This is a genomic window from Alishewanella longhuensis, assembly GCF_014653435.1.
Classification (GTDB): Bacteria; Pseudomonadota; Gammaproteobacteria; order Enterobacterales; family Alteromonadaceae; genus Alishewanella; species Alishewanella longhuensis.
Genome location: NZ_BNAO01000001.1, coordinates 268,378 through 293,864 on the forward strand (window position 1 = coordinate 268,378; position 25,487 = coordinate 293,864).

General features: G+C 47.1%; 24 protein-coding genes. 20 read left to right on the top strand and 4 right to left on the bottom strand.

Annotation, left to right across the window (positions count from 1 at the left end):
- The first annotated feature begins 14 nt into the window (after nucleotides 1-14).
- From IE163_RS01150 to IE163_RS01200, 11 genes are all read left to right on the top strand, one after another.
- Nucleotides 15-764 (top strand): phosphoadenylyl-sulfate reductase, encoded by a 750-nt coding sequence (locus tag IE163_RS01150; protein ID WP_189429291.1) that lies wholly within the window; start codon nucleotides 15-17, stop codon nucleotides 762-764.
- A gap of 111 nt (nucleotides 765-875) precedes the next feature.
- Nucleotides 876-1,610 carry a substrate-binding periplasmic protein gene (locus IE163_RS01155; protein ID WP_229833388.1) on the top strand — a complete coding sequence of 245 codons (735 nt, stop codon included), beginning with the start codon at nucleotides 876-878 and terminating at the stop codon, nucleotides 1,608-1,610.
- A 261-nt stretch (nucleotides 1,611-1,871) separates the two neighbouring features.
- A complete protein-coding gene (gene ahpC / locus IE163_RS01160) occupies nucleotides 1,872-2,438 on the top strand; it encodes an alkyl hydroperoxide reductase subunit C (RefSeq protein WP_189429292.1) in 567 nt (188 codons plus the stop codon).
- A gap of 179 nt (nucleotides 2,439-2,617) precedes the next feature.
- The gene (gene ahpF / locus IE163_RS01165; protein ID WP_189429293.1) at nucleotides 2,618-4,162 is read left to right on the top strand and encodes an alkyl hydroperoxide reductase subunit F; all 1,545 of its coding nucleotides are present in this window, start codon (nucleotides 2,618-2,620) and stop codon (nucleotides 4,160-4,162) included.
- A gap of 206 nt (nucleotides 4,163-4,368) precedes the next feature.
- Entirely contained in the window at nucleotides 4,369-5,790 is a 1,422-nt protein-coding gene (gene cysG, locus IE163_RS01170) for a siroheme synthase CysG (RefSeq protein ID WP_189429294.1), read from the top strand.
- Nucleotides 5,791-5,861: 71 nt separating this feature from the next.
- On the top strand, nucleotides 5,862-6,473 hold the full coding sequence (cysC, locus tag IE163_RS01175) for an adenylyl-sulfate kinase (RefSeq protein ID WP_189429295.1): 612 nt from the start codon (nucleotides 5,862-5,864) through the stop codon (nucleotides 6,471-6,473).
- A gap of 60 nt (nucleotides 6,474-6,533) precedes the next feature.
- Entirely contained in the window at nucleotides 6,534-7,295 is a 762-nt protein-coding gene (gene cysQ / locus IE163_RS01180; RefSeq protein WP_189429296.1) for a 3'(2'),5'-bisphosphate nucleotidase CysQ, read from the top strand.
- Between the two features lie 97 nt (nucleotides 7,296-7,392).
- On the top strand, nucleotides 7,393-8,088 hold the full coding sequence (rsuA, locus tag IE163_RS01185; protein WP_189429297.1) for a 16S rRNA pseudouridine(516) synthase RsuA: 696 nt from the start codon (nucleotides 7,393-7,395) through the stop codon (nucleotides 8,086-8,088).
- Nucleotides 8,089-8,207: 119 nt separating this feature from the next.
- Nucleotides 8,208-8,687, top strand: a complete 480-nt coding sequence (locus tag IE163_RS01190) for a DUF3015 family protein (RefSeq protein WP_189429298.1) — start codon at nucleotides 8,208-8,210, stop codon at nucleotides 8,685-8,687.
- A gap of 68 nt (nucleotides 8,688-8,755) precedes the next feature.
- Nucleotides 8,756-10,603, top strand: a complete 1,848-nt coding sequence (locus IE163_RS01195) for an Lnb N-terminal periplasmic domain-containing protein (protein WP_189429299.1) — start codon at nucleotides 8,756-8,758, stop codon at nucleotides 10,601-10,603.
- A 108-nt stretch (nucleotides 10,604-10,711) separates the two neighbouring features.
- On the top strand, nucleotides 10,712-10,951 hold the full coding sequence (locus IE163_RS01200) for a GlsB/YeaQ/YmgE family stress response membrane protein (protein ID WP_189429300.1): 240 nt from the start codon (nucleotides 10,712-10,714) through the stop codon (nucleotides 10,949-10,951).
- On the opposite strand, the gene IE163_RS01205 is transcribed toward IE163_RS01200, so the two are convergent.
- Nucleotides 10,948-11,190 carry a DUF1289 domain-containing protein gene (locus tag IE163_RS01205; RefSeq protein WP_189430443.1) on the bottom strand — a complete coding sequence of 81 codons (243 nt, stop codon included), beginning with the start codon at nucleotides 11,188-11,190 and terminating at the stop codon, nucleotides 10,948-10,950. The two genes, IE163_RS01200 and IE163_RS01205, sit on opposite strands and share 4 nt — an antisense overlap.
- 444 nt (nucleotides 11,191-11,634) lie before the next feature.
- Here IE163_RS01205 and ilvG point away from each other — a divergent pair, with 444 nt between their 5' ends.
- From ilvG to IE163_RS01235, 6 genes are all read left to right on the top strand, one after another.
- The gene (ilvG, locus tag IE163_RS01210) at nucleotides 11,635-13,281 is read left to right on the top strand and encodes an acetolactate synthase 2 catalytic subunit (RefSeq protein ID WP_189429301.1); all 1,647 of its coding nucleotides are present in this window, start codon (nucleotides 11,635-11,637) and stop codon (nucleotides 13,279-13,281) included.
- Complete coding sequence (ilvM, locus tag IE163_RS01215; RefSeq protein WP_189429302.1) at nucleotides 13,281-13,535, top strand: acetolactate synthase 2 small subunit; 255 nt, start codon at nucleotides 13,281-13,283, stop codon at nucleotides 13,533-13,535. Before ilvG ends, ilvM begins: the two co-directional genes overlap by 1 nt.
- Before the next feature lie 35 nt (nucleotides 13,536-13,570).
- Nucleotides 13,571-15,421, top strand: coding sequence for a dihydroxy-acid dehydratase (gene ilvD, locus IE163_RS01220; protein ID WP_189429303.1), 1,851 nt, complete (start codon nucleotides 13,571-13,573; stop codon nucleotides 15,419-15,421).
- A 183-nt stretch (nucleotides 15,422-15,604) separates the two neighbouring features.
- Nucleotides 15,605-17,173: a threonine ammonia-lyase, biosynthetic gene (gene ilvA / locus IE163_RS01225; RefSeq protein ID WP_189429304.1), complete on the top strand. Its 1,569-nt coding sequence runs from the start codon at nucleotides 15,605-15,607 to the stop codon at nucleotides 17,171-17,173.
- A gap of 143 nt (nucleotides 17,174-17,316) precedes the next feature.
- Nucleotides 17,317-17,511 (top strand): ribosome alternative rescue factor ArfA, encoded by a 195-nt coding sequence (locus IE163_RS01230; RefSeq protein WP_189429305.1) that lies wholly within the window; start codon nucleotides 17,317-17,319, stop codon nucleotides 17,509-17,511.
- Nucleotides 17,512-17,587: 76 nt separating this feature from the next.
- Nucleotides 17,588-18,904 (top strand): energy transducer TonB, encoded by a 1,317-nt coding sequence (locus IE163_RS01235; RefSeq protein WP_189429306.1) that lies wholly within the window; start codon nucleotides 17,588-17,590, stop codon nucleotides 18,902-18,904.
- A gap of 77 nt (nucleotides 18,905-18,981) precedes the next feature.
- On the opposite strand, the gene IE163_RS01240 is transcribed toward IE163_RS01235, so the two are convergent.
- Nucleotides 18,982-19,755, bottom strand: a complete 774-nt coding sequence (locus IE163_RS01240; protein ID WP_189429307.1) for a substrate-binding periplasmic protein — start codon at nucleotides 19,753-19,755, stop codon at nucleotides 18,982-18,984.
- A 122-nt stretch (nucleotides 19,756-19,877) separates the two neighbouring features.
- Here IE163_RS01240 and yjjX point away from each other — a divergent pair, with 122 nt between their 5' ends.
- Entirely contained in the window at nucleotides 19,878-20,393 is a 516-nt protein-coding gene (yjjX, locus tag IE163_RS01245; protein ID WP_189429308.1) for an inosine/xanthosine triphosphatase, read from the top strand.
- Between the two features lie 64 nt (nucleotides 20,394-20,457).
- Here the strand turns inward: yjjX and IE163_RS01250 are convergent, their stop codons facing one another.
- Nucleotides 20,458-20,874: an organic hydroperoxide resistance protein gene (locus IE163_RS01250; RefSeq protein ID WP_189429309.1), complete on the bottom strand. Its 417-nt coding sequence runs from the start codon at nucleotides 20,872-20,874 to the stop codon at nucleotides 20,458-20,460.
- Nucleotides 20,875-21,034: 160 nt separating this feature from the next.
- On the opposite strand from IE163_RS01250, the gene IE163_RS01255 reads away from it, so the two are divergent.
- Nucleotides 21,035-21,481, top strand: a complete 447-nt coding sequence (locus IE163_RS01255) for a MarR family winged helix-turn-helix transcriptional regulator (protein WP_189429310.1) — start codon at nucleotides 21,035-21,037, stop codon at nucleotides 21,479-21,481.
- Between the two features lie 6 nt (nucleotides 21,482-21,487).
- Here the strand turns inward: IE163_RS01255 and acuI are convergent, their stop codons facing one another.
- A complete protein-coding gene (acuI, locus tag IE163_RS01260) occupies nucleotides 21,488-22,471 on the bottom strand; it encodes an acrylyl-CoA reductase (NADPH) (protein ID WP_189429311.1) in 984 nt (327 codons plus the stop codon).
- A 172-nt stretch (nucleotides 22,472-22,643) separates the two neighbouring features.
- Between acuI and IE163_RS01265 the strand changes: the two genes are divergently transcribed.
- On the top strand, nucleotides 22,644-25,481 hold the full coding sequence (locus IE163_RS01265) for a M16 family metallopeptidase (protein WP_189429312.1): 2,838 nt from the start codon (nucleotides 22,644-22,646) through the stop codon (nucleotides 25,479-25,481).
- Nucleotides 25,482-25,487 lie beyond the last annotated feature (6 nt).

Here is a 25,487-nt window from a genome sequence, read left to right on the forward strand (position 1 = left end):
TGGGGAGAATGCACATGAATGCTGTAGCCGAAGATTATCAGACTATTTTGCAACAGGATAAGGCCACGCAGCAGCAATGGTTAGCGGAGATCAATCATCAATTAACTCCGCTTAGTGCTGCTGAGCGGGTGCGCTGGGCGTTGGCGCATTTACCGGTTAATCCGATACTAAGCTCCAGCTTTGGCATCCAGGCTGCGGTGATGTTGCATCTGGTAACCCAGCAGCAACCGGATCTGCCGGTAGTGCTAACCGATACCGGTTATTTATTTCCGGAGACGTACCAATTTATTGACCAGTTGACCGAACAATTAGGCTTGAATTTGCAAATTTACCGTGCGGCCATCTCAGCGCAGTGGCAGGAAGCCCGTTACGGTAAGCTATGGTTAACAGCTGAGGGAATTAAGCAATATAATCAGTTAAACAAAGTTGAGCCAATGCAACGCGCACTACGTGAGCTTAAGGCTGGCACTTGGTTTACTGGCTTGCGCCGAAGTCAAAGCAGTACCCGTGCCGATAAAGACATTGTCGAAATTAGTCGCGGAGTGGTGAAAGTGCAGCCGATTATCGATTGGAGCAGTAAGGATATATTTTACTACTTAAAAGAACATCAGCTGCCATACCATCCATTGTGGGAGCAAGGCTATCTGTCGGTCGGCGATACTCACTCTACGGCCAAATTTGAACCGGGCATGAGCGAAGAAGATACCCGTTTTAATGGCTTTGGCCGTGAATGTGGCTTACATATTGACGGTGATGGTATTTGATTTTGATTGTTTCTGTTATTAATTAACAAAATTTTTGGCTAAAGCTACCACTCTGTATAAAAATCAGCCATAGTAAGTTGATATAATACCAACTGATTATAGACTGAATTGATGAAGTGGCTGCTTGTAATGAGTTTATGCTGGGTTTCTATGCAGAGTAAGGCTGATACGCTTACTCTGTACACTGAGCATTTTCCCCCTTATAGTTTTGAGCAAAACAAGCAAGTCACCGGATTGAATACCGAGATCGTGCGGCGTAGCTGTGAACTGGCAAAAATAACTTGTGAGTTTCAGTTATTACCCTGGCTCAGAGCTTATGAAGCAGCTCAAAAAGACAGTAATTCTGGTTTGTTTTCTACCTCTAGAAATCCGTTACGTGAGAATATCTTTCAATGGGTTGGGCCATTAGCGCATTCTAATGCCCAAATGTATTGGTTAAAGTCACGCTCTGAGCAGGCTCCACGCTCTTTAAAAGAAGCCAAAAAATTTATTGTGGCTGTGGCTCGCGGTGATGTGTACGAGCTTTACTTGCAAAGTCAGGGTTTTGAGGTTGATGTTAACTTATTGAGATTTAATAGTAAGTCAGATGCAGTATTGCCATTCTTACATGGTAAAGTTGATTTGTTAATTGCCTCAGAGCTTATTTTGCCGGTGTGGTTAGGGCAGCATCAACATAGTGCCGATGCGGTTGAACCGGTCATTGATCTTTCTCAGGTGGGGAACAACTATTTGGCACTAAACTTGGCTGTACCTCCTGAAACCAGAGTGCGCTTGCAAGCCGCACTGGATGAGCTGCGCAGTAACGGTGAGTTTCAGCAGCTTTCTAACCGCTTTCTTAACCACTAGTAATAAATTCATTCCTGAAATATTGTCACAAATCATTGAAATACTGATGCGGCGCCCTAATTTCCATGACATCTGGTTATGGCGAACTTTTACCGCCGAGTATGGTCTTTTTCGGCAGCAGAACGTATAAGCTAGCAATATCTATTATCAATTAAAGCGATTAAGATGATTTGTTTTATTCGTTTTAAAAGTAATTCAGGCTTAGTTAAACTGGCCTCAGTTGAAACACAACATGTTTTATTAACCCAAAGGAGCAAGACAATGTCTTCTATTATCAATACCAAAATCAAGCCGTTCAAAGCTACTGCATACCATCAGGGTAAATTCGTTCCAGTAACGGATCAGGACTTACTAGGCAAATGGTCTGTTGTTGTGTTCTACCCAGCGGATTTCACATTCGTATGTCCTACTGAGCTGGGCGATCTGGCTGATTTTTATGCTAAGTTTCAGGAAATTGGTGTAGAAGTTTACTCAGTATCAACAGACACGCACTTCACCCACAAAGCATGGCACGATGCGTCTGAGACCATCAAGAAAATCAACTACCCCATGATTGCTGATCCAACTGGCGCTATCACGCGCAACTTCGGTGTAATGATTGAAGAAGAAGGTTTAGCTCTGCGTGGTACTTTCGTCATCAACCCAGAAGGCGTTATCAAAGTATGTGAAATCCACGACTTAGGTATCGGCCGTTCAGCTGCTGAGCTGTTCCGTAAAGTGCAAGCCGCACAGTATGTTGCGAACCACGATGGCGAAGTATGCCCAGCTAAATGGACTCCAGGTGAAGCGACTTTAGCACCGTCTTTAGACTTAGTTGGTAAAATCTAATTTTGCGAAAACATGCAGGCAACTGCAGTGTAATTAGCTAGTTACAGTCTCTCCGTGAAGCTGTAACCCAGCTTCACACTGCCAAACGTAAGTTTGGTTTCTGGCCGGCGCCAATGCCGGCCTGATCCCCCCTGCTTTGCTGCTATGCGAAAACCCGAATTTTTGAGGAAGAAAGAGTTATGTTAGATACTAACCTGAAGCAACAATTAAAAACTTATCTGCAGAACCTGAAAACCGAGGTTGAGCTGGTAGTATCTTTAGACGAGAGCACCAAAGCAGCCGAAGTGAATCAATTGGCAACTGACATTGCCGAGCTATCAAATTTAGTGACTTTGCGTCGTGATGACAGTGCTGCAGAACGTGCGCCTGCCATGCTAGTGCGCTCGGTTGCGAACAATACCCACATCACTTTTGCCGGTGTACCGCTAGGCCACGAGTTTACCTCTTTAGTTCTGGCCCTACTGCATTCAGGCGGTCACCCGATTAAGGTAGAAGCGGATCTTATTGAACAGATCAAAAACATCAGCGGCAGCTTTAAGTTTGAGACCTATGTGTCATTAAGCTGCCAGACTTGTCCGGAAGTGGTACAAGCGCTGAATATTATGTCGGCGATTAATCCGAACATTACTAACGTAATGATCGATGGCGCCATGTTCCAGGACGAAGTGGCCGCGAAAAACATTATGGCGGTGCCGTCGGTTTATTTAAATGGCGAGCTATTCTCACAAGGTGCCATCACCTTAGAGAAAATCATCCAAAAAATTGATGTAAACGCTGAAAAACGTCAAGCCGAAGCGCTGAAAAACAAAGCTGACTTTGATGTGTTAGTCGTCGGTGGTGGCCCAGCCGGTGCCGCGGCATCCATTTATGCAGCCCGTAAAGGTTTAAACACCGGTATCGTGGCTGAGCGCTTTGGTGGTCAGGTTGCTGATACCGTCGGTATTGAAAACTTTATCTCGGTAAAATATACCGAAGGTCCAAAACTGGTCGCTGGCTTAGAAGCGCACGTTCGTGAATACGACGTTGATATTATGAATAACCAGCGCGCGGTTAAATTAAGCAAAAAAGATAAGATTGAATTAGAGCTGGCCAATGGCGCTGTGTTAAAAAGCAAAACGCTTATTTTAAGCCCGGGTGCCCGCTGGCGCGAAATGAACGTACCTGGCGAGCAGGAATATCGTGGTAAAGGAGTGGCCTATTGTCCGCACTGTGACGGCCCGTTGTTTAAAGGCAAAAAAGTGGCGGTAATTGGTGGCGGTAACTCAGGTATTGAAGCAGCGATTGACCTGGCTGGTATTGTTGAACATGTAACAGTATTGGAGTTCGCTGCCGAGCTGCGTGCCGATGCAGTACTGGTGAAAAAAGCCAATTCAATGGGCAATATTACCATTATCACCGAAGCTCAGACCACTGAAGTAACGGGTGATGGCACTAAGGTCAATGGTATTAACTATACCGATCGTAAGACTGGCGAAGCCAAACACGTTGAACTTGCGGGTATCTTCGTGCAGATTGGTTTAGTACCCAATACTGAGTGGTTGCGTGGTGCGGTGGAATTATCACCTCGCGGCGAGATTATTATCGACGAGCGTGGCCAAACCTCACTACCAGGTGTGTTTGCTGCTGGTGATGCAACTACCGCACCCTTTAAGCAAATTATTATTGCCATGGGTGCCGGTGCCAATGCGTCTTTAGGGGCTTTTGATTACCTGATCCGTAACTAATGTAACAGTTTCATAGCGTGGGATACTCTCTCTCATCCCCTTTGGCGGCACCTCTGGTTGCCGCCTTTTTTATGCTCTTCACACGGGTAACACATTTTTTTGATAGCCTTTGGTTATAACTGAGCGCGAATTACTATTTCCGCTTTAGCAGCAAGCTGGTTAAGCTATTAGCATATTCGTTGTATTTTGCTTTGGAGCCGCTGGCTGTGCAGTATTTACCTTTATTCGTTAAGCTCACCGATAAACCCGTGCTGATTGTGGGTGGCGGTAGTGTCGCGCTGCGTAAAGCAGGCACATTACTCAGTGCTGGCGCTAAGCTTAGCGTGGTGTCTCCCGATTTTGCGCCTGAGTTTTTAGCCTGGCAAGCTGACGGTAAAGCCGAATTACTAGCTGGCTACTTTGAACCGCAGTTACTCGACGGTAAATTATTAGTGATTGCGGCGACCGATAACGACGCCGTTAATGCGGCAGTGTATGAGGCAGCTACTGCCCGCAATATGCTGGTAAATACGGTAGATGATCAGCCCAAGTGTGGTTTTATCTTCCCGTCGATTATCGATCGTAGCCCTATTCTGATTGCCATTTCCAGTTTCGGCACGGCGCCAGTGCTGGCGCGTCGGTTACGGGAGAAACTAGAAACCTTATTACCGCAACATTTAGGGCCATTGGCAGAGCTGGTTGGCCGCTTTCGCGACAAAGTAAAAGCCAAGTTTCAAGGCTTTGCGGCGCGGCGGCAATTTTGGGAGCGGGTATTTGATTCAGAGGTAGTGCGGGAGTTAGAAGCGAATCGCCCCGATGCTGCCGAGCAGCGCCTCGCTGATTTATTAGAAACCCAGCCAGCCCGTGAAGGTGAGGTGTGGATTGTCGGTGCTGGGCCAGGTGATCCAGAGCTATTAACCTTAAAAGCCCTACAGCTTATGCAGCAGGCTGATGTGGTAGTTTATGATTACCTGGTGTCGCCACAAATTATGGAGCTGGTACGCCGTGATGCCGAGCGCATTTGCGTGGGGAAAAAAGCCGGAGCACATTCCATGCCGCAGCAAGATACCAATATGCTATTGGTGCAACTGGCCAAGGCAGGGAAAAAGGTGTGTCGCTTAAAAGGCGGCGACCCTTTTATTTTTGGCCGTGGCGGTGAAGAAATTGAAGCACTGATACCAGAGAACATCCCGTTTCAGGTGGTACCAGGTATTACGGCAGCGGCAGGCTGTGCTGCCTATGCCGGTATTCCGTTAACGCATCGTGATCATGCGCAAAGTGTGCAGTTTGTGACGGGGCATTGTCGTAAAGCCGGTGATGAACCGGATTGGCATAGTATGAGCAGGCCCAATCAAACGTTGGTCATCTATATGGGCATTATTAAAGCCGCCGATATTCAGCAGCAATTATTGGCCGCGGGGCGTGCCGCCGAGACGCCGTTAGCCATTATTGAGAACGGCACCCGGCGTGAGCAACGGGTGGTTACCGGTACTTTGGCCGAACTCGCCTTGCTGGTAGAGCAACAGCAAGTGGTATCGCCAGCGTTATTAGTGATTGGCGAGGTAGTGAGTTTACAGTCAAAATTGCATTGGTTTGGACAACGCCCCAAAGCCGCTGTGTTTGCCCAGCCATTAACCAATTTGGCCTAAGTGCCTTTACTGTGACCTGTACTGTAAATAGTTTAGCCGCTAAGCTAGCGAAAAATAATTAGGTAAGAACAATGAGCCAACTGCCCGATAATAGCCATATAAAATGGCAAGAATATCAAATTGACGCAGCAAAACGTGCCGCAATCAAAGGCCATCAGAGTACGGTGTTATGGTTTACCGGCCTAAGTGGCTCGGGTAAATCCACGGTAGCCAATGCCTTGGAACAAGCCTTAGTGGCTAAAGGCATTCATACCTATTTACTGGATGGCGATAATGTACGCCATAGTTTATGTGCCGACTTAGGCTTTAGCGAGGCCGACCGCAACGAAAACTTACGGCGGGTTGGTGCAGTCGCAGGTCTGATGGTCGATGCCGGGCTTTTAGTGTTAAGCGCTTTTATCTCGCCTTATCGCAACCAGCGTGAACTGGTTAAAAGCCTGGTTCCGCCAGGCAAATTTTTAGAAATTCATATCGCTACACCTTTAGAGGTCTGTGAGCAACGCGATGTTAAAGGCTTATACAAAAAAGCCCGCGCAGGCGAAATTCGCCAGTTTACCGGCATTTCCGATCCTTACGAAGCGCCGCTGGCACCGGATCTGGTGCTAAATACTGCCGAGAGCACGCTGGAGCAAAGTGTTGAGCAGTTGCTAGCGTTATTAGTCAATAAAGGTGTTATTGCATAGTGCAACTCTCTACCTAGCTTAGTGTTTTTGTCTGCGAAATAATAAATATTGGAAAACGCCATGCCATTTTTAAACAGTATTATTGAAATTGCCGAACAAGCCGGTCAGGCTATTTTAGAAGTTTATCAACAAGACAGCAGTAACTTTAATATTACCGATAAAGCCGATGCCTCGCCGCTGACTGCGGCAGATTTAGCCGCCCATCAATTAATTGTAAAAGCCTTAACTGCACTGACCCCAGAGACACCCATTTTATCGGAAGAAGCGGCCGATATTAGCTGGGCGATTCGCCAGCAGTGGCAGCGTTATTGGTTGGTCGATCCGTTAGATGGCACCAAAGAATTTATTAAGCGTAATGGTGAGTTTACCGTCAATATTGCCTTGATTGAGCAAGGCGAGCCGATCCTTGGTGTAGTGCATGCGCCGGTGCTGGGCAAAACTTACTATGCAGAAAAAGGGCAGGGCGCTTTTTTAAAAACCGCCGCAGAAGTAAAGCCTATTCAGGTGAGTCCAACGCCAGAGGTTGTAAGAGTTGTTGGCAGTCGTAGCCATCCCAGCCCCGATTTAGCCAGTTATTTAACGCGCTTTGCACAACATGAAATGGTGCCCGTAGGTAGCTCGCTAAAGTTTTGCCTGGTAGCCGAAGGTGCTGCCGATATTTATCCGCGCTTTGGTCCTACTATGCAGTGGGACACCGGCGCAGGCCATATTGTTGCCACTGAAGCCGGTGCGACTGTGCGCTTTGAAGGATTAGCGGCAGCCGTTTATCAACGGGAGGATTTACTAAATCCGTACTTTATCGTTTCGGCAATTAAGGACTAAACCGCAAAAGTTAGTTACACTAAGTGCAGGGCGTGTTGATGTTTTCTGAGAACGCAATCAGTAAACGTTAACACGCCCTCCTAACAACAGGTGACTTATGCGTTTAGATAAATTTATATGTGATTGCACCGGTTTAACTCGGTCGCAAGCGGGTAAAAGTGTGCGGCAGGGTTTAGTCACTATTAATGGTGAACAGATAAAACAAGCGGCACGGCAAGTTTCAGATACTGATACCGTAGTCATGGATGGCAATGAACTGCAGTTAGTGGGTTTACGCTATTTTATGTTACATAAACCTGCTGGCTTTTTATGTGCCAATGATGACCCCGATCATCAGACCGTATTCACGCTTTTAGATGAACCGCTGATAGAACGCTTGCACACGGTTGGCCGGCTGGATTTAGATACTACGGGATTGTTATTACTGACCGACGATGGTCAATGGTCACATCGCTTAACCTCACCCAAGCACCATGTGCCGAAAACCTACCGGGTTTGGACGGCAGATCCTATTCCAACTGAAGCTATCCGTCAGTTTGCCGAGGGCATTATGCTGCGCGGCGAAAAAGACCCCACTAAACCTGCGGAATTAACCTTGGTTGCGGAAAATGAAGCGCTACTGACGATTCACGAGGGGCGTTATCATCAGGTAAAGCGCATGTTTGCGGCCATCGGAAATAAAGTTGAGCAGTTGCACCGCGAGCGGATCGGTGGGCTGCAATTGCCGGATGATTTGGCAGAAGGCGAGTATCGGATGTTAACGTCAGTCGAGCTAAAAATGTTAAATAGCTAGGTAAAGCTAACAAACGCAAAATATATTTCACTATTAAGGCAAATGGCTATTGACGAGAGCACTGCCTCTGCATTAGTTTTTCTGCGCGGGAACTACGCATACACAAAATGGAGATAAAAATGAAATTAGCGTTATTAGCTGTATCAGCATTAACTTTATCAATGGTTACTGCACCTGCAGTTCAGGCACAGCAAAAAGTAAACCCATGGAAGCAATGTGGTATCGGCGCAATGATTTTTGATGATAACGGCACAGCCGCCGCTATTTCAAACGTAATTTGGGACTTAGGTACAACAGCGGTGTCTTCAAACGTAAGTTCGCAAGATTCTTGTAATGGCCTTAAGGTAGCTGCTGCTGAGTTTATTAACAGCACTATCACCAACATTGAAGAAGAAACTGTGATTGGTGAAGGCCAGCATTTAACTGCTATGTTGAATTTAATGGGTTGCGAAGTTGCAGCGCACTCTGCCATTATTCAGGACGTTCGTGCTGATTTAGATGTATCAGTTGCTGATAAATCCAGCAAGGCAGAAGCCTACTATTCACAGCTAGATAGCACTATCACCAGCAAATTTGCTGCTCAGTGTCAGATTATCTAATATATTTTTAATTTTGAGAAAACCCGCAGCTCTGCGGGTTTTTTTACTTTTTAACGTCTGAGTTTTGTATGAAGCTATTTTGTATAGCCTTGCTAAGTATTTTGGCTTCACCAGTCTGGTCCGCGAGTAATAATTTGTTCAGGTGGCAAGCTGATATTGAACGCTTAGCTGTCGATCCATATTGGCTAGCGTTGTTACATAAGCCAAGTGTTAAGTCGAATAGTGAAATTATTGACCCCGGTTTTTTCTTATCTGGTTCCGATGACTCACGAGCTGAGTTAACCGCTACACTAGCGGCATTACTAGCACCAGTTGCAGCAGATGAAAACGAGCATGCACAATGTCGCTTTATTGCTCGGTCACACTGGTTGCAGCAACAGCTCCCGCAATTATCAATTTTGCTACCTAAAGTGCAATGTGACTTATTTAATCGCTGGAGTGATCACCAACAGATTGAATCAGTTAGTGCAATTTTTGCCAGTGGTTACTTGGGAAACCCGGCATCCTTTTATGGTCACATACTGTTAAAGTTCAATAGTTCAGCTGAAAAGCGTGCCTTGTTACAACAGCAAAATATCAATTTCGGCGCAGCCGTGCCTGATAATCAAAACCCGCTAATCTACATTGTGAAGGGTTTGGCCGGTGGCTACAACGCGGTGTTTTCATATGGTGATTTTTATCGTAACACCCAAACCTACGGTGAGAATGAACTGCGTGATCTTTGGGAATATAAGCTGGCTCTCACTCCTGCCGAAATGCAACAACTGCTCTTTCACGCCTGGGAGTTAATTGGTCGCGACTATATTTATTATTTTTTAAAAGAAAATTGCGCTTATCGCATGGCTGAATTATTGGAGTTAGTGATTCAGCAACGGTTGATTAGCAAGCGCCAGCCCTATGCGATGCCTATCAGCGTTTTTCATCGATTAGCGGAAATTAAACATCATGGCAGACCATTAGTGGCTGAAATTATTCAGCATCCTTCCCGGCAAAAACGCTTGGTGGCAGGGTACCAGCAAGCAACGGATAAGATGCAACAGGCTGTTGCTGCAATCATTGTTAATAATTACATCTTAGATTTAGAAGAGTTTCAAAGCCTTAATACTTCAGAGCAGAGTCAGGTATTAGAAATTCTGTTTGATTATTTGGAGTTTCTAAACATTTCTGATGATTCTGTGCAGCGTACTCAGCAAAAAAATCAGCTGTTAAGGGCGCGCTTGCGGTTACCACCCGGTCCACAAACACGCCTGGCATTTAATGATGCAGCTCCGCACCTCAGTACTTATCCATCATTATTACAAGTTTCATGGATCGAAACCGAGCAAAAGCCTGCTTTGGAAGTTCGGTTTAGGGCAACATACTATGATCTGTTAACCGCTAATCGGGATAAGGCGATGTTTTCAGCATTGTCGATGTTTGATTTACACCTTCGTCAGCAAAACAACAGCCTGCAGCTATATCGATTTGAACTACTCAACATTGAGAATATGAATTTGTCACAGACAGGTTTACCTGAAGATGGCGGGTTAGCCTGGAAAGTTAATTTTGGTTATGCCGCCGAGAATTTGGCGTGTTGGCGCTGTCAAACTGTGCAATTTACCGGTGGCATAGGGAAAGCGTGGCAAGTAAACAATGCCATGTTTTATGTTATGCAAGATGGACGGTTACACCAGAACCAACAATATAGCGGTGTTTTATCTACGGATAGCCGTTTAGGTACTGTATTCGAATTAGATACTGTATGGCGTATCCAACTGGAGTTTGGTTATCGGGCGTACCTAGGTTCGGCTGCTGAGAATTTTGTTTGGTATCGGTTGCAGCAGCGTTTTGGTAATAGTCAGCGTTGGGATCTAAGAGTTGCTGTAGAAAGACAACGAAGCACAGAAGGGCGTTTGGCCGTTAGTTACTATTGGTAGTGTTGTCATCGAAAAATACGATTTTTGTGCAAGAAAGTAGCCGCTTGTGTATAGCGAGAACAGCGGCTAATCTTATCTAGTAGCATTTGAATTTTAATAAGGAAATTTATGAGTTTTATTGTTTTTTTAATTCTGGGCGCTTTAGCCGGTTGGTTGGCTGGCAATATTATGAAAGGCCGCGGTTTTGGTCTGTTAGGCAATATAATCGTGGGTATTGTTGGTTCGGTCCTGGGCGGCTTTTTATTTAGTGCCCTCGGCTTGCAGGCCTTTGGTTTTATTGGTTCGCTAATAATGGCGACGGTAGGGGCAGTAGTGCTGTTGTTTCTGATTAGTTTGATTAAACGTTAAAATAGCTCTAAGGAGGAAGGGGTATCTACCGCAGATTCTTCTTTTTGCTGTTTTTGTTTTAAACGTGCCCTGCGCTGTGCCAGTAAGCGTAAGATATGCGCCCGTTCGCTGGCAGGTTTTAGATGCCAGTTAAAGCGCTCATCGCGCGAGCGCAAGCAGCCAAGGCAATAGCCACGGTTATTGCTTTGGCACACCCCAATGCAGGGGTTGGCAATGTCAAATAGTTCTAGTTGGTCCATCACAGGTTGTACCTGTTGCGTTAGGCCGCTGTTAAGCGTTTTACTACTCTCTTTACTGTAGTTTTTTCTGCCAACTTGTACAAATTTTAATTATTTTCGCCTAAAAGCACTTTTTCTGCAAAAAGCGGTTGACTCCAGACTGATAGACGTCTATTAATAGATGCATCTTGGTTTGAATAATCAAATCATCTCCAATTAACCGTTAGAGTTAGTGAGTAAATAACATGCGTTTAGCGTCAGTTCTAAACATTATTGTCCTCGTAGTCGTGGTGATTATTAATCTCCGCGGGGGCGGTGTATTGGAACGATAAAGCGCATTAAGTCGACTTCCAGCAAAACCCCCGCTCCGCAAGGACCGGGGGTTTTCTCGTTTTAAGACCCACAAAAACCTTAAAGCGAGAACAAAAAAAATAGCAAAAACCTAATAAAGGCAAGAGGTTACAAATGAACGGCGCAGAATTGGTATTAAAGGTATTACAGCAGCAAGGGGTAGACACCATCTTTGGTTACCCGGGCGGCGCTATTATGCCAATCTACGATGCTATCTATCACAGCACGGTAAAACACTATCTGTGCCGGCATGAGCAGGGTGGAGCCTTTTCGGCTATCGGTTATGCCCGTGCCTCTGGCAAAGTGGGCGTATGCTTAGCCACTTCTGGCCCCGGTGCCACTAACCTTATTACCTCACTGGCAGATGCCTTATTAGATTCTGTGCCATTGGTAGCGATTACCGGTCAGGTGTCACAAGCGGTCATGGGCAGTGATGCTTTTCAGGAAGTCGATGTATTGGGTTTAAGCTTAAGTGTGACCAAGCACAGCTTTATGGTGCGCAACGTAAATGATCTGGCGGCCACCTTGCAAGAGGCCTTTCGCTTGGCGCAAAGCGGCCGGCCAGGTCCAGTGTTGGTAGATATCCCCAAGGACATTCAACTGGCACCTGCGGTAGAGCCCGAGTGGCCTGAGTATCCCGCTCCCCGTATTGCCACCTCATTGGCTAATGCCGCTAAAGCCCGACAGTTAATTGCTGATGCCAAAAAACCTATTGCTTATATCGGTGGTGGCGTGCAGATGGCCGATGCGCTGGCGCAGTTACAGACATTCTTAGCCGAGAGCGCTATGCCCTCCGTAACGACGTTAAAAGGCATGGGCTCGGTAGCCCGGGCCAACCCGCATTATTTAGGTATGTTAGGGATGCATGGCACCCAAGCGGCTAATTTAGCGGTGCAGCAGTGTGATTTGCTGATCTGTTTAGGTGCCCGTTTTGATGACAGAGTGACCGGCAACTTAGCCAAGTTTGCCCCTGATGCCAAAGTTATTCATGTAGATATCGACCCGGCTGAAATCAACAAAGTGCGCTTTGCTGACTGCGCCTTTATCGGTGATATGAAGCAAATATTGCCAGCTATTAGCGCACCAACTCAGTGTGAGGACTGGTTAGCGCATTGTCTGCAGTTAAAGCAGCAATATGGCTGGCGCTATGATCATCCGGGCGAGCGCATCTACGCCCCGTTAATGTTAAAACAGTTAAGCGATCGTATGCCCGATAACAGCGTGGTGTGTTGTGATGTGGGCCAGCACCAAATGTGGGTAGCGCAGCATATGCGCTTTAATAGCCCTAGAAATCACTTATCCAGTGGTGGCTTAGGTACTATGGGCTTTGGTTTGCCCGCAGCCATTGGTGCCAAGTTAGCCCGGCCACAAGATACTGTTATTGCGGTGAGTGGCGATGGCTCCTTTATGATGAACGTGCAGGAGCTGGGTACCATTAAGCGGTTTCGCTTACCGGTTAAAATCGTGATAGTCGATAACCAGCGCTTAGGCATGGTAAAGCAATGGCAGCAGCTGTTTTTTAATGAGCGCTATAGTGAAACCGATTTATCAGATAACCCGGATTTTGTGGCGCTGGCAGCTGCTTTTGCCATTCCGGGCCACACCATTACCCGTAAAGATGAAGTAGAAAGTGCGCTGGATGCCATGTTTACCTGGCCTGGCCCTTATTTACTGCATGTAAGAATTGATGAAAAAGACAACGTCTGGCCATTAGTACCGCCAGGTGCCGCGAATGAAGATATGTTGACGGAGACTAACTAATGCAGCATACCCTAACCATCACCACCAGCAACGAAGCCAGCGTAGTTGAACGTTTATTACAGGTAACCCGCTATCGCGGTTATCAGTTAGCCGGTTTAGAGTTAACGCCGTTAACCGACAGAGCCGGTATGCAGATCACGCTAAAAGTAAAAAGCGACAAGCCTATTACGCTGCTAACGAATCAATTAGCTAAACTTTATGATGTACAGCAATTAGCCTTGGCTTCTGCTGATGTGGCCGTACTGCGCGCCTAGACTTATTTTAAATTAGATTAAACAGGACAGATTTCATGCCAAAGTTAAGATCCGCAACCGTTACCGAAGGCCGCAATATGGCAGGCGCCAGAGCCTTATGGCGTGCCACTGGCGTAAAAGACACCGACTTCGGTAAGCCGATAGTGGCTGTAGTAAACTCTTTTGTGGAATTTGTGCCAGGCCATGTGCATTTACGTGATCTGGGTAAGTTGGTAGCTGCCAGTATTGTTGAAGCCGGCGGTATTGCCAAAGAATTTAATACCATAGCGGTGGATGACGGCATTGCGATGGGCCATGGTGGTATGTTGTATAGCCTGCCATCGCGCGAGCTGATTGCCGATTCGGTTGAATATATGATCAACGCACACTGTGCCGATGCCATGGTGTGTATCTCGAATTGCGACAAAATCACCCCCGGCATGTTAATGGCCGCGATGCGCTTAAATATCCCGGTTATTTTTGTCTCTGGCGGCCCGATGGAAGCCGGTAAAACTAAATTATCGGATCAAATCATTAAGCTCGACTTAGTCGATGCGATGGTGTCGGCGGCCGATCCTAAAGTCAGTGATAGCGACAGTGAGCAAATTGAAAAAAGTGCTTGCCCAACCTGTGGTAGCTGCTCGGGCATGTTTACCGCCAACTCCATGAACTGTCTAGTAGAAGCCCTGGGCCTGGGGCAACCAGGCAACGGCTCTTTATTGGCGACCCATGCCGATCGTAAGGAGCTATTTGTGCAAGCTGGCTACCGTATTATGGAGCTGTGCAATCGCTGGTATAAAAACGATGATGCCAGTGCCTTGCCGCGCAATATTGGTAATAAAACCGCCTTTGAAAACGCCATGATGCTGGATATCGCCATGGGCGGCTCTACCAATACGGTGCTGCACTTGTTAGCCGCAGCCATTGAAGCCGAAGTCGATTTCACCATGGCCGATATCGATCGCTTATCGCGCATTGTGCCGCATTTAAGTAAGGTGGCGCCTTCTACCCAAAAATACCATATGGAAGATGTGCATCGCGCCGGTGGCGTTATTGCCATTCTGGCTGAGCTAAACCGCGCCGGTTTACTTAATGCCAATACCCCGCATGTGTCGGGTAATTCCTTAGCGGAAGTGCTGGCAAAATGGGATATCAAAACCACGACCGATGAAAATGTGCGGCAGTTTTATATGGCCGGCCCAGCCGGTATCCGAACTACCCAGGCGTTTTCACAGAATTGCCGTTATCCGTCATTGGATGATGATCGCGCTGAGGGCTGTATTCGTGATAAAGCCAATGCCTACTCGCAAGACGGTGGTTTGGCGGTGTTGTTTGGTAACTTAGCGCCCAATGGCTGTATTGTAAAAACCGCCGGGGTAGAAAAAGAAAACCTGGTATTCACCGGTCGCGCCCGGGTGTTTGAAAGCCAGGATGATGCGGTAGCGGCGATTTTAGGCGGTAAAGTGGTGGCAGGTGATGCAGTAATTATCCGCTACGAAGGCCCGAAAGGCGGCCCGGGTATGCAGGAAATGTTGTATCCCACCAGTTACTTAAAATCGATGGGTTTAGGTAAAGCCTGTGCCTTGATCACCGATGGCCGTTTTTCGGGCGGGACTTCGGGCCTGTCTATTGGTCACGTTTCCCCTGAAGCGGCCAGTGGTGGCACCATCGCCTTAATTGCTGAGGGCGATCGGATTGAGATTGATATACCTAACCGCAAAATTGCGGTGGCAGTAAGCGATGAAGAGCTGGCTGTGCGTCGTGCCGCGATGCAAGCGAAAGGAGCCAAAGCCTGGAAGCCGGAGAACCGGCAGCGGGTGGTAAGTTCTGCATTAAAGGCGTATGCGTTATTAGCCAGTAGTGCGGATAAAGGTGCGGTAAGGGATGTGTCTAAACTCGAAGAGTAGCGTCAAGGATCGAGTTGAAAGCTTCGACCACAAACTGCACACAAGGGCGCCGTAAATACTTCCTTGTAGGCTCCTGTCCGGCATCCATGCCGTACACGCCTTGTTTAGCAGTTTCTGGTCTTCGCTAGCGACTTCAGTGTTTCAGATGGTACAAGCATAACGACTAAAGGCAGTGGATGAACAATGAATAACCTGGCAATAGCACAAACAGCACAAAGCGATACTGAGGTGATGCAGCAGTATCTGCGGGAAATCTTGCTGTCGCCGGTGTATCAGGCGGCGGTCGAAACGCCGTTGGATGAGATGCTGAAATTAAGCCAGCGGCTGGGGCATCAGGTGCTGTTAAAGCGCGAAGATAAGCAGCCGGTGTATTCGTTTAAGTTGCGCGGTGCTTTTCATAAGCTGCATAAAGTAAAGCTACAAAGCCCCGAGGCCAGCGTAGTGTGTGCCTCGGCAGGTAATCATGCGCAGGGCGTGGCACTGTCTGCCAGTAAGCTGGGGTTAAAAGCGACTATTGTAATGCCAATTACTACGCCAGAGATCAAAGTGGCGGCAGTAAGGGCACTGGGTGGCAATGTGGTGCTGCATGGCACGGCTTTTGACGAAGCGAACAGCTTTGCTATTAATAAAGCGCAAACCGAGGGCGCGATTTATATTCCGCCTTTTGATGATGCCGATGTAATTGCCGGGCAAGGTACGGTAGCCAAGGAGCTATTAAGCCAGCATAATCAGTTAGATGCGGTGTTTATTCCGGTAGGTGGTGGTGGTTTAATGGCGGGTATGGCGGTGTATATTAAAGCCATTCAACCGCATGTAAAAGTGATTGGCGTAGAGCCGGAAGATGCCGCCTGTTTAAAAGCTGCACTGGCAGCGGGTGAGCCGGTAACGCTGGAACGCGTGGGGCTGTTTGCCGATGGCGTTGCCGTAAAGCGGATTGGCACCGAAAATTTTAATTTAGCTAAACGCTTTTGCGATGAAGTGGTTACTGTTAGCAGTGATGAAATCTGTGCTGCCATCAAAGATATTTTTGATGATTTACGTGCCGTAGCCGAGCCGGCCGGTGCGCTGGCCTTGGCAGGCTTAAAAAAATATAGCCAGCGGCTGAATAACAGCACGCTACCAAAACCGCAGCGTTATGCGGCGGTGTTAAGTGGTGCCAATTTAAACTTTGATACCCTTCGCTATGTGTCGGAGCGCTGTGAGCTGGGTGAGAAAAAAGAAGCGGTTTTTGCCGTTACCATACCAGAGGAGAAAGGCAGTTTCCGCCGTTTTTGTCAGACATTGGGTGGCCGGGCTATTACTGAATTTAACTACCGTTATGCCAGTGATCGTAAAGCGCATATTTTTGTTGGCATTAAACTGCGTCATGGCCAGCAAGAGCTAGATACAGTCACCAAGCTATTACGTGACGCTGGTTATGATTATCAAGATTTATCTGATGACGAACTCGCAAAACTGCATGTGCGACATATGGTAGGCGGCATGCCGCCGCGTGAGTTACAAGAGCAGGTATATCAGTTTAACTTTCCGGAGTACCCTGGAGCCTTGATGAATTTTCTAAATACCCTGGGCGAGCATTGGAATATTACGCTGTTTCATTATCGTAACCATGGCGCAGCCACCGGCGATGTGCTGGCGGGGTTTGAAGTAGCTAGCCATAACGATATCGCAGCGTATCTGGATAAGTTAGGCTATCAGTATCAGCAAGTGAGTAATAACCGCAGTTATCAAACGTTTTTAACCGCGGGCTAGGGTGTATATAAGCAGCCGGCTCGATACGCCGTGCCGGACTGCCTTATTGTATGCAGGTATCAAGACGTGACGGAACTAATACGACTTGCGACTGACTAAGCTAATAGGTAGACTTCGCAGGTTTTTTAGACAGGAGAAGATAGATGAGTAAACAAGCGGCAACCGAGCATGGCCGCGGGGAAATTCGCGACAATGCATTAAAAGCGCTAGTCACCAGCAAGTTGTTTCAACCCAGGGTGGTGAAAGCGAAAAAGGGCAAAGGTTCCTACAACCGTAAAGGGCGTACTTCGAAAGATTACGCCCTTGTTGTTTTTAGCCCAGACAAGATGCCAATATAGTAAAAATAAACCTTAAAGGTTGAAAATAATCTGTTATTCGTTAAAGTATAAACCACTTCGTTAAAAGGATGTTGATATGAAAAAATGGTTTATCGCCGCCTTATTTACCTGCGGTTTTGCTCATGCCGATATGTTAGATGCGCTCAAAGCATACGAGAACAAAGACTTTGCACAAGCGCAGCAGCAATTCTCCGCGCTACTCCCGTTAGGTAACGAACTCGCCGCTTTTAATCTGGGGGCCATGGCCTATCAGGGAGAGGGGCAAGCCCCTAACCTGACCGAGGCACTCGCCTACTTTATGTTAGCAGCTGATCTTAAACATACTCAGGCGAACGACTTACTGCAAAAGCTGTTACAGAATGCCTCTGAGCAGCAAGTGGAGCAGGCTCATCAGCGTTTTGAACAGCTAAAACAAGGTGTGGTGATTGTGGCCACAGATCTTGATAAACCAAGAAATGATAGCCTGCCACAACCTATCAGACGGGTAAATCCTGACTATCCTGCAGAAGCTGCCAGAAGTGGTCAGTTTGGTTACGTAAAATTGCGTTATTTAGTGGATGAACAAGGCAAGGTAACGGCTGTTGATACTATAGATGCTTATCCACAGCGTGTATTTGAAAAATCCTCTATTCGTGCTATTAAAAGATGGCGCTATGAACCTAGCGGGCAAAAACATTTAATGACAGTCCGCTTAGATTATTCCTTGGGAGTCGGCGTTAACATCGCAGCAGTGGAACAAACTGTGGCGGAACATAATTTATGGACCTATGCTATCGCCGGTTCACCGCAGCATCAGCTAGCGCTGGGCATGCTGCTCTCACTGGTTGATATTCAAAGTGGTAATGGTTTCCGCTATAACCCTGAGTTGCCGCTAACTGCAGCAGCCGACTTTTCCATCTTTAAAAAGCGTGCCGACCCCAAGCCCGCTTTTGATGGCTTCTGGGGCTTTGCCGAAGTTCGAGTTAATCCAGATGGCGTTATTACTGAAGAGTTAAAAACAGAGTTTGAAGCGCGCAGTGAAGTGACCAGCTTAGTCGGTTTAACGTTAACAGGTAAAATTGAAACAGACGTTTACCGTTTGCATCGCCGCAGTGATCTGCAAAATCGCGGCGTGAGTGTCACGCCTGCTGTAGAAGCATCACGAACCATGTCTGGTTTATATTGGTGGGAGCAGTCGGCTAAAAACGGCAATGTGCATGCTCAGCGTATTATGGCTGCCTATGATCGACAGTGGGAAGACTATCTGTTGGCACAACAAGATGCGGAAGTTTTAGCTTGGGCAGGTAGCCGTTTAATTCTGGAAGGTGAGCGGGAAAGAGGAATGCAGTTTTTAGAACAAGCCATAGCGCAAAACTACAAACCCGCTGCTGAAATGAAAAAGCAATTTATGTAGTTTGTGTTGATGCACCGCTAAAGTCTGCTTGTTTTGGCCATCGCCTGCTAGCAGACTTTCCGCAAAAATTGCTATCGTTAATTTTCGCCAGTGGGCGTGGCTGCAAAATATTTCTGCTGTAACTCTTGCTGAATTCCTTTGGCAAGAAGTTGCTGCCAGGCATCTTCGAGTGTTTTCTGACCAAGATGGTTAAATCGCTGTTTGCTAAACGCAAAAAATACCGGGTTTTCATAAAGGGTGAATAGTGCTGGATGCTGCTGTTGATCCAAAGTATCACTCAGGTAAAGTTGTTGCAGATTAATCTGATCTTCCAACATATATTGCACTCTGCCACTTAAAAATAGCGCAAGTTTTTGTTGATTTAGGGTAACAAAGATTAAGCGTTGCCGGAACGCGGGTTGTGTTTCCAGTGCTTGCTCAAAATCTGCACCATAATAAATGCCTTGCATCGCAGCAATCAGATGTTGGCTATTCATTAAATCGGTTAATGAGGCTTTGGACGGCGCAGGTTGAAGGTTAGTTACCAGCTTTACCCGCTCTTGTTGGTGTGGGCCAATAAAATAGGCAAACTGGGCTCGCTGCTCATTATAAGACACATTGCTCATGGCATCTAACTCGCCGCTGGCTAGCAACTGCATAGAACGCCCCCACGGAGTTTCCAAGAACTGACTACTGCAGCCCAGCTCTTTTGCCAGTGCTTGGAAAAGCTCTATATTATAGCCAGTCCAGCTATTGTCAGCGGCTTTAATAAAACGAGGTGGAAAGTGTTGCGCCTGCATGCTTAACTCGCAGGCATCGGATAGTGCGCTGTAACCAAGCAACAAGCAGAAGGGTAGTACATATTTCAGCAAGGTTATTACCTCAGTTATCGCGAGTCTGGTGCTGTGCCTAAGCGCATTAATAGCCAACAATGCTGCTATGCATGGTGTTATGATAGATTACTTTAGCAAATTCCAAGTCGAAAGGTTAAATCATGAGTTGGCAAATTCTGGTTGCCTCAGCTAACCCTGCGAAAATCCGCGCAGTAGAGCAATGCTTTGCGGTTAATTTTCCAGCACAGGCGATTACAGTAAGTGGGCTCAGTGTCCCCTCTGGTGTGGCCGATCAGCCGCTCAGTAGTGAAGAAACCTATGCTGGCGCAAAAAATCGGTTAATGGCATTAAAACAGCAAGCTAAGGCTGATTTCTATGTCGCCATTGAAGCCGGTTTAGATGGCGAAATGACCTTTGCCTGGATGCTTATTGAGCACAACGGCAAACTAGGTAAGGCTCGCTCAGCCAGTTTAATGCTGCCCAAAGCAGCGTTGTTGGCTCTGGAACAAGGGCAAGAGCTGGGGGATGTGATGGACGAGTTATTTGGAACTCAGAATATTAAACAAGCCGGTGGTGCTATTGGCTTGTTAACGCATAAAAGGCTTAGCCGCAGTGGGGTATATCAGCAGGCCTTAACGCTGGCTTTAATCCCATTTTTAAACCCTGAGTGGTTTTAGTAATAGCACAGCCGTAACCTTAGTTGGCCATGGCTGTGCTATTAATTTGCGGAGTAATAGGCCGTTACACGCTGGTATGTAAGCGTACTTCAATGTTGCCGCGAGTTGCATTGGAGTAAGGACAAACCTGGTGAGCGGCAGCAACCAGTTGTTCAGCAGCTGCTTGAGCTAAACCTGGCAAACTAACGAACAGGTCCACATCCAGTCCAAAACCTCCCTCGATTTTGCCAATACCCACTTCTGCCCGAATAGCACTATCTGCAGGCAGGCTTTGCTTGCTCTGGCCAGCAACAAATTTTAAAGCACCAATAAAACAAGCAGCATAGCCTGCGGCAAATAATTGCTCAGGATTAGTTGCATCGCCCTTGCCACCCAGAGCCGCTGGCGCTGCCAGTTTAGTTTGTAGTAAACCGTCGTCTGACGTTGCCTGACCATCACGGCCACCGGTTGCTGTTACTACGGCTTTATACATAATATCCATCTTGCTACCTCTTTTCGATTAACGTTAAGTTCCAGCACATCCTACACCTAATTAATCTTGCGCGCAATATTATTGTGTGAAATATTGTTGTGCGTCAGATGCAGGCTTCCGCTATAATGTATTGGTTACTTATCTCTCTACTGCTTAGGAATACTGTTTAATGACCGCCAAAACTTTACCCTTGCCGCAACAGGTTTGTTTTGCGCTTTACAGCGCTAATAATGCCATGATGCGTTTGTATCGGCCTTTGTTGCAGCCATTTGACCTGACCTATCCGCAATACGTAGTCATGTTGGCATTGTGGCAGCAAGATAATATTAGCTTGGGCCAACTTGGTACTACGACCTTGTTTGACTCTGGCACGCTAACCCCCTTGGTGAAAAAACTAGAACAAAAAGGCTGGCTACAGCGGGTGAGTGATGCTAGTGATGAACGGGTAAAAAATGTGCTATTAACTGCAACAGGTAAAGCGCTGGAAGTACCAGTAGCAGGCGTGATGCCTGCTTTGCGTTGTCAGGTAGCGTGGCCTGACGAACAGTTGCAAACATTACGCGAGCAGGCTCAGCAGTTGCTAATTCAGTTGCAGCAACTGGAGACCTGTCGTTAGGTGAGGTTATTCCGAGTGTAGATTGACCAGCAACCGCCCTTGAACCTTGCCAGCCAATAGCGCTTGAGCCTGCGCAATAGTATCGGCTAACGCAATTTCCTGGCTAAGCTGAGCAAAGTCTTGCTCTTGCAATAACTCAGCTAATTGCTGCCAGGCCGCAATACGTGCAGGCATGGGTTGCATAACACTATCAATACCGCAGAGTGTTATGCCACGTAAAATAAAGGGCGCGACCGAAGCGGGAAAATCCATACCTTGCGCCAGGCCACAGGCTGCAACGACACCACCATAGCGGGTTTGCGCACAGGCATTGGCCAATGTGTGGCTACCAACCGAGTCGACAACAGCCGCCCATTGTTCTTTTGCCAAGGGTTTACCTGGTGCAGATAAGCTATCTCGGCTGATAATCTCGCTAGCACCAAGCTGCATTAAATACTCTGCAGCACTGGCTTTGCCGGTAGCAGCGGTTACCTGAAAGCCCAAGCGGGCTAATAACAACACAGCAAAACTGCCAACACCGCCAGTGGCTCCGGTGACCAATACTGGGCCGGAGGCTGGCGTCAGCTGATGATTTAATAAGGCCCTGATACAAAGCATAGCTGTGTAGCCTGCGGTGCCAATAATCATTGCCTGCCTGGCGTTAAGTGGTGCTGGAATAGGTTGTAACCAGCAAGCTGGAACAGCAGCGCGCTGTGCCAGACCCCCCCAATATTTTTCACCGACTCCCCAGCCATTGAGTAACACCTGATCTCCAGCTTTGAAGGCAGGGTTTTTACTTCGTAATACGGTACCTGCCAAATCAATACCGGGCACTAATGGAAATTCGCGTACCACGGGTGCCTTACCCGTAATCGCCAGAGCATCTTTATAATTTAGGGTTGAATAGGCTACTTGCACCAACACTTCGCCGTCGGGCAGCTGGCTATTGTCAAGCCGTTGCAAACTGGCGTGATAATCTGGTGTTTTATCGATGACTAAGGCATTAAACATAACAGGTCTCCTACTAAATTGTAAATTAAGTCTATTTTAGCCAATAACTTAGTGCTATGCGGCTTTGGTCGTAGCAACTAATTTTGATATATTTTGTTACATCTGTAAGGTTTTCATTAATAGTGCTAGCTGTTTTAATCCTAAGGTTAATTGTTTAGTTCAGGAGCTTGTTTTGAAATATTCTGCCCTCTCTTTGGCATTACTGGTAGCGCTTGGCGTCGCCGGTTGTACTAGCCAACCACAAACAAATTTGCCAGCGGGTGTAAAGCTGGTCACTACCAAATCGCAACAAGATAGTGAAATTAGTCTGCCATATAAAAAATACCAACTTGACAATGGCCTAACAGTAATTATTCACGAAGATCATTCTGATCCCTTAGTGCATGTCGATGTGACTTATCATGTCGGCTCTGCCCGTGAAGAATTAGGCAAATCAGGTTTCGCGCATTTTTTTGAGCATATGATGTTCCAGGGCTCAGATAATGTTGGTCCAGAGATGCATTTTAAATATGTTACCGAGGCCGGTGGTACTTTAAACGGCACCACCAACAGTGATCGCACTAATTACTTCCAAACCGTGCCAGTTAATCAGTTAGAGAAGATGCTGTGGTTAGAATCGGACCGGATGGGCTACTTTCTGGACTCGGTCACCCAGGAAAAGTTTGATATTCAGTTATCTACCGTTAAAAACGAGCGGGGACAGCGGGTTGATAACCAGCCCTATGGTCGTTACTGGGAGCAACTGGCTCAAGCGTTATACCCTTATGGCCACCCTTACTCCTGGCCGGTAATTGGTCATATGGATGATCTAAACCGCGCCACTATGCCTGACTTAAAGCAGTTCTTTTTGCGCTGGTATGGCCCTAATAATGCAACCTTAACTATTGGTGGTGCAGTGAAAGCCGAGGACATACTGCCTATGGTACAAAAGTACTTTGGCACTATTCCGGCAGGGCCAGAGGTTGAAAAAATGGCTAAGGCACCGGCGCAGCTTACCGCCGATCGCTATGTCTCAATGGAAGACAATGTACATTTACCGCTGGTCAGTATGACTTTCCCAACCGTTTATGCCGGCCATCCAGATGAGCCTGCGTTAAATATTTTGGCGGATATTTTAGGTAACGGTAATAATTCCTTGCTGTACCAAAGCCTGGTGCGGCCACAAATTGCCGTAAATGCCTCTGCCGGTCATCGCTGCATGGAGTTAGCCTGTACTTTTAGTATGAGCGCCTTACCGCATCCGGCCTCTGGTAAAAATCTGGCCGAGATCGAGCAATTATTGCGGCAGAATTTGCAGCAGGTTGCTGAGCGAGGTGTTAAGCCAGAAGATTTAGCCCGCGCCAAAGCCAGGATAGAAGCGCGGAGTGTCTTTGGTTTACAAAGTGTTGCCGGTAAAGTCAGTCAGCTGGCGTATAATGAAATCTTTTTTGGTGAGCCCGATCGTATAGCCACCGTGTTAGCGGCGTTTGATGCGGTTACGGCAGAAGATGTGATGCGCGTTTATCAACAGTACGTGCTGAACAAAGCTGCCGTGATTAGCAGCGTAGTGCCACGTGGTAAACGCGAGTTAATTGCTGCAGCAGATAATTTTACACCGCAACAGTTTGATCCTGCCACAGCGACAGAGTCTGAACCTTTACCTATGCGTTATGCCGCGCAAACCTTTGATCGTAAAGTGGTACCTGCTGCTGGTGCGAATCCAGCTATTTTATTACCTGATACCTGGACTACGCAGCTGACAAACGGCATCCAGGTTTTAGCCTCGATTAGTGATGAAACACCCACTACGGCGATCTTGCTAAGAGTACCGGCGGGCAGCTTCCATAACTCCGTTGAACAAGTCGGCATGGCGGCCATGATGGCCTCGTTATTGAATGAAAGTACGGAAAACTACAGTACTGAGCAAATGAGTATGGCGCTGGAGCTATTGGGTAGTTCGGTATCTTTTAGTGCATCAGACAATGAACTCAATGTTTTTATCAGCAGTTTAAGCCGTAACTTGCCGCAAACCTTAGAGTTAGTGCAAGAAAAGCTGCTAAGGCCCGCTTTTAAAGAAGAAGACTTTAATCGCCTGAAACAACAACGTTTGCAATCTTTGGCACAAGCACAAAAAAATGCCGGCTTTTTAGCCGACCAGGCAGTACGCAAGCTGATGTTTGGCGATACGGTTGCCGGACAACCGGGTATTGGCACGGAACAGAGCCTGCAAGCCATGACGCTGGAGCAGGTACAAGCCTTCTATCATGCCTATGTGAAACCGGAAGGTGCGCAGCTGGTTGCGGTATCTGATTTACCACAGCAGCAATTACAGCCGCTATTAGCGCAATTAGCACCGCAGTGGCAAGGAAAGGCGCCTGAGCTGCAACTGGATTTACCGGCACCTAAAGTACAGGCCGGAGCCATTTATCTGGTGCATAAAGATCAATCTCCGCAGTCAGAAATTCGTATTGTACGCCGGGCGATACCCCGTGATCTAACGGGCGATTTTTACCGGGCAGGCTTAATGAACTTTACGCTTGGCGGTAATTTTAATAGCCGTATTAACCTGAACTTACGCGAAGATAAAGGTTATACCTATGGCGCTCGTACCGGTTTCGGTGGTGATCAACATGTGGGAATTTTTACTGCCAGTGCCGCCGTTCGTGCTGATGTAACACGGGAGTCTATCGAGGAGTTTTTAAAAGAACTTAACAATTACCAGCAAGCAGGTATGACAGCAGATGAGTTAAGCTTTATGCGCAGCGCGGTAAACCAGTCTGAAGCACTGCGCTATGAAACGCCTAATGCTAAATTGGGCTTTATGGCGCAGATGTTGGAGTTTAATGTTGGGCCGGAATTTACCCGTGAGCGCAATCAAATACTGCAGCAAACGTCACTCGAGCAATTAAATGCGCTGGCTAGTCAATATTTGTCGCCAGCTGAGATGGTCATTGTGGTGGTTGGCGAAGCCGACAAGTTAAAGCCTGAGCTGGCAAAGCTGAACTTACCTATTATAGAGCTTACGCTGTAATACCCT

Bases quoted from the DNA above. Each gene is read 5' to 3' on its own strand.
- IE163_RS01150 (WP_189429291.1), top strand. From the start codon at position 15: ATGAATGCTGTAGCCGAAGATTATCAGACTATTTTGCAACAGGATAAG.
- IE163_RS01155 (WP_229833388.1), top strand. From the start codon at position 876: ATGAAGTGGCTGCTTGTAATGAGTTTATGCTGGGTTTCTATGCAGAGT.
- ahpC (WP_189429292.1), top strand. From the start codon at position 1,872: ATGTCTTCTATTATCAATACCAAAATCAAGCCGTTCAAAGCTACTGCA.
- ahpF (WP_189429293.1), top strand. From the start codon at position 2,618: ATGTTAGATACTAACCTGAAGCAACAATTAAAAACTTATCTGCAGAAC.
- cysC (WP_189429295.1), top strand. From the start codon at position 5,862: ATGAGCCAACTGCCCGATAATAGCCATATAAAATGGCAAGAATATCAA.
- cysQ (WP_189429296.1), top strand. From the start codon at position 6,534: ATGCCATTTTTAAACAGTATTATTGAAATTGCCGAACAAGCCGGTCAG.
- rsuA (WP_189429297.1), top strand. From the start codon at position 7,393: ATGCGTTTAGATAAATTTATATGTGATTGCACCGGTTTAACTCGGTCG.
- IE163_RS01190 (WP_189429298.1), top strand. From the start codon at position 8,208: ATGAAATTAGCGTTATTAGCTGTATCAGCATTAACTTTATCAATGGTT.
- IE163_RS01195 (WP_189429299.1), top strand. From the start codon at position 8,756: ATGAAGCTATTTTGTATAGCCTTGCTAAGTATTTTGGCTTCACCAGTC.
- IE163_RS01200 (WP_189429300.1), top strand. From the start codon at position 10,712: ATGAGTTTTATTGTTTTTTTAATTCTGGGCGCTTTAGCCGGTTGGTTG.
- IE163_RS01205 (WP_189430443.1), bottom strand. From the start codon at position 11,190: ATGGACCAACTAGAACTATTTGACATTGCCAACCCCTGCATTGGGGTG.
- ilvG (WP_189429301.1), top strand. From the start codon at position 11,635: ATGAACGGCGCAGAATTGGTATTAAAGGTATTACAGCAGCAAGGGGTA.
- ilvM (WP_189429302.1), top strand. From the start codon at position 13,281: ATGCAGCATACCCTAACCATCACCACCAGCAACGAAGCCAGCGTAGTT.
- ilvD (WP_189429303.1), top strand. From the start codon at position 13,571: ATGCCAAAGTTAAGATCCGCAACCGTTACCGAAGGCCGCAATATGGCA.
- ilvA (WP_189429304.1), top strand. From the start codon at position 15,605: ATGAATAACCTGGCAATAGCACAAACAGCACAAAGCGATACTGAGGTG.
- IE163_RS01230 (WP_189429305.1), top strand. From the start codon at position 17,317: ATGAGTAAACAAGCGGCAACCGAGCATGGCCGCGGGGAAATTCGCGAC.
- IE163_RS01235 (WP_189429306.1), top strand. From the start codon at position 17,588: ATGAAAAAATGGTTTATCGCCGCCTTATTTACCTGCGGTTTTGCTCAT.
- yjjX (WP_189429308.1), top strand. From the start codon at position 19,878: ATGAGTTGGCAAATTCTGGTTGCCTCAGCTAACCCTGCGAAAATCCGC.
- IE163_RS01250 (WP_189429309.1), bottom strand. From the start codon at position 20,874: ATGGATATTATGTATAAAGCCGTAGTAACAGCAACCGGTGGCCGTGAT.
- IE163_RS01255 (WP_189429310.1), top strand. From the start codon at position 21,035: ATGACCGCCAAAACTTTACCCTTGCCGCAACAGGTTTGTTTTGCGCTT.
- acuI (WP_189429311.1), bottom strand. From the start codon at position 22,471: ATGTTTAATGCCTTAGTCATCGATAAAACACCAGATTATCACGCCAGT.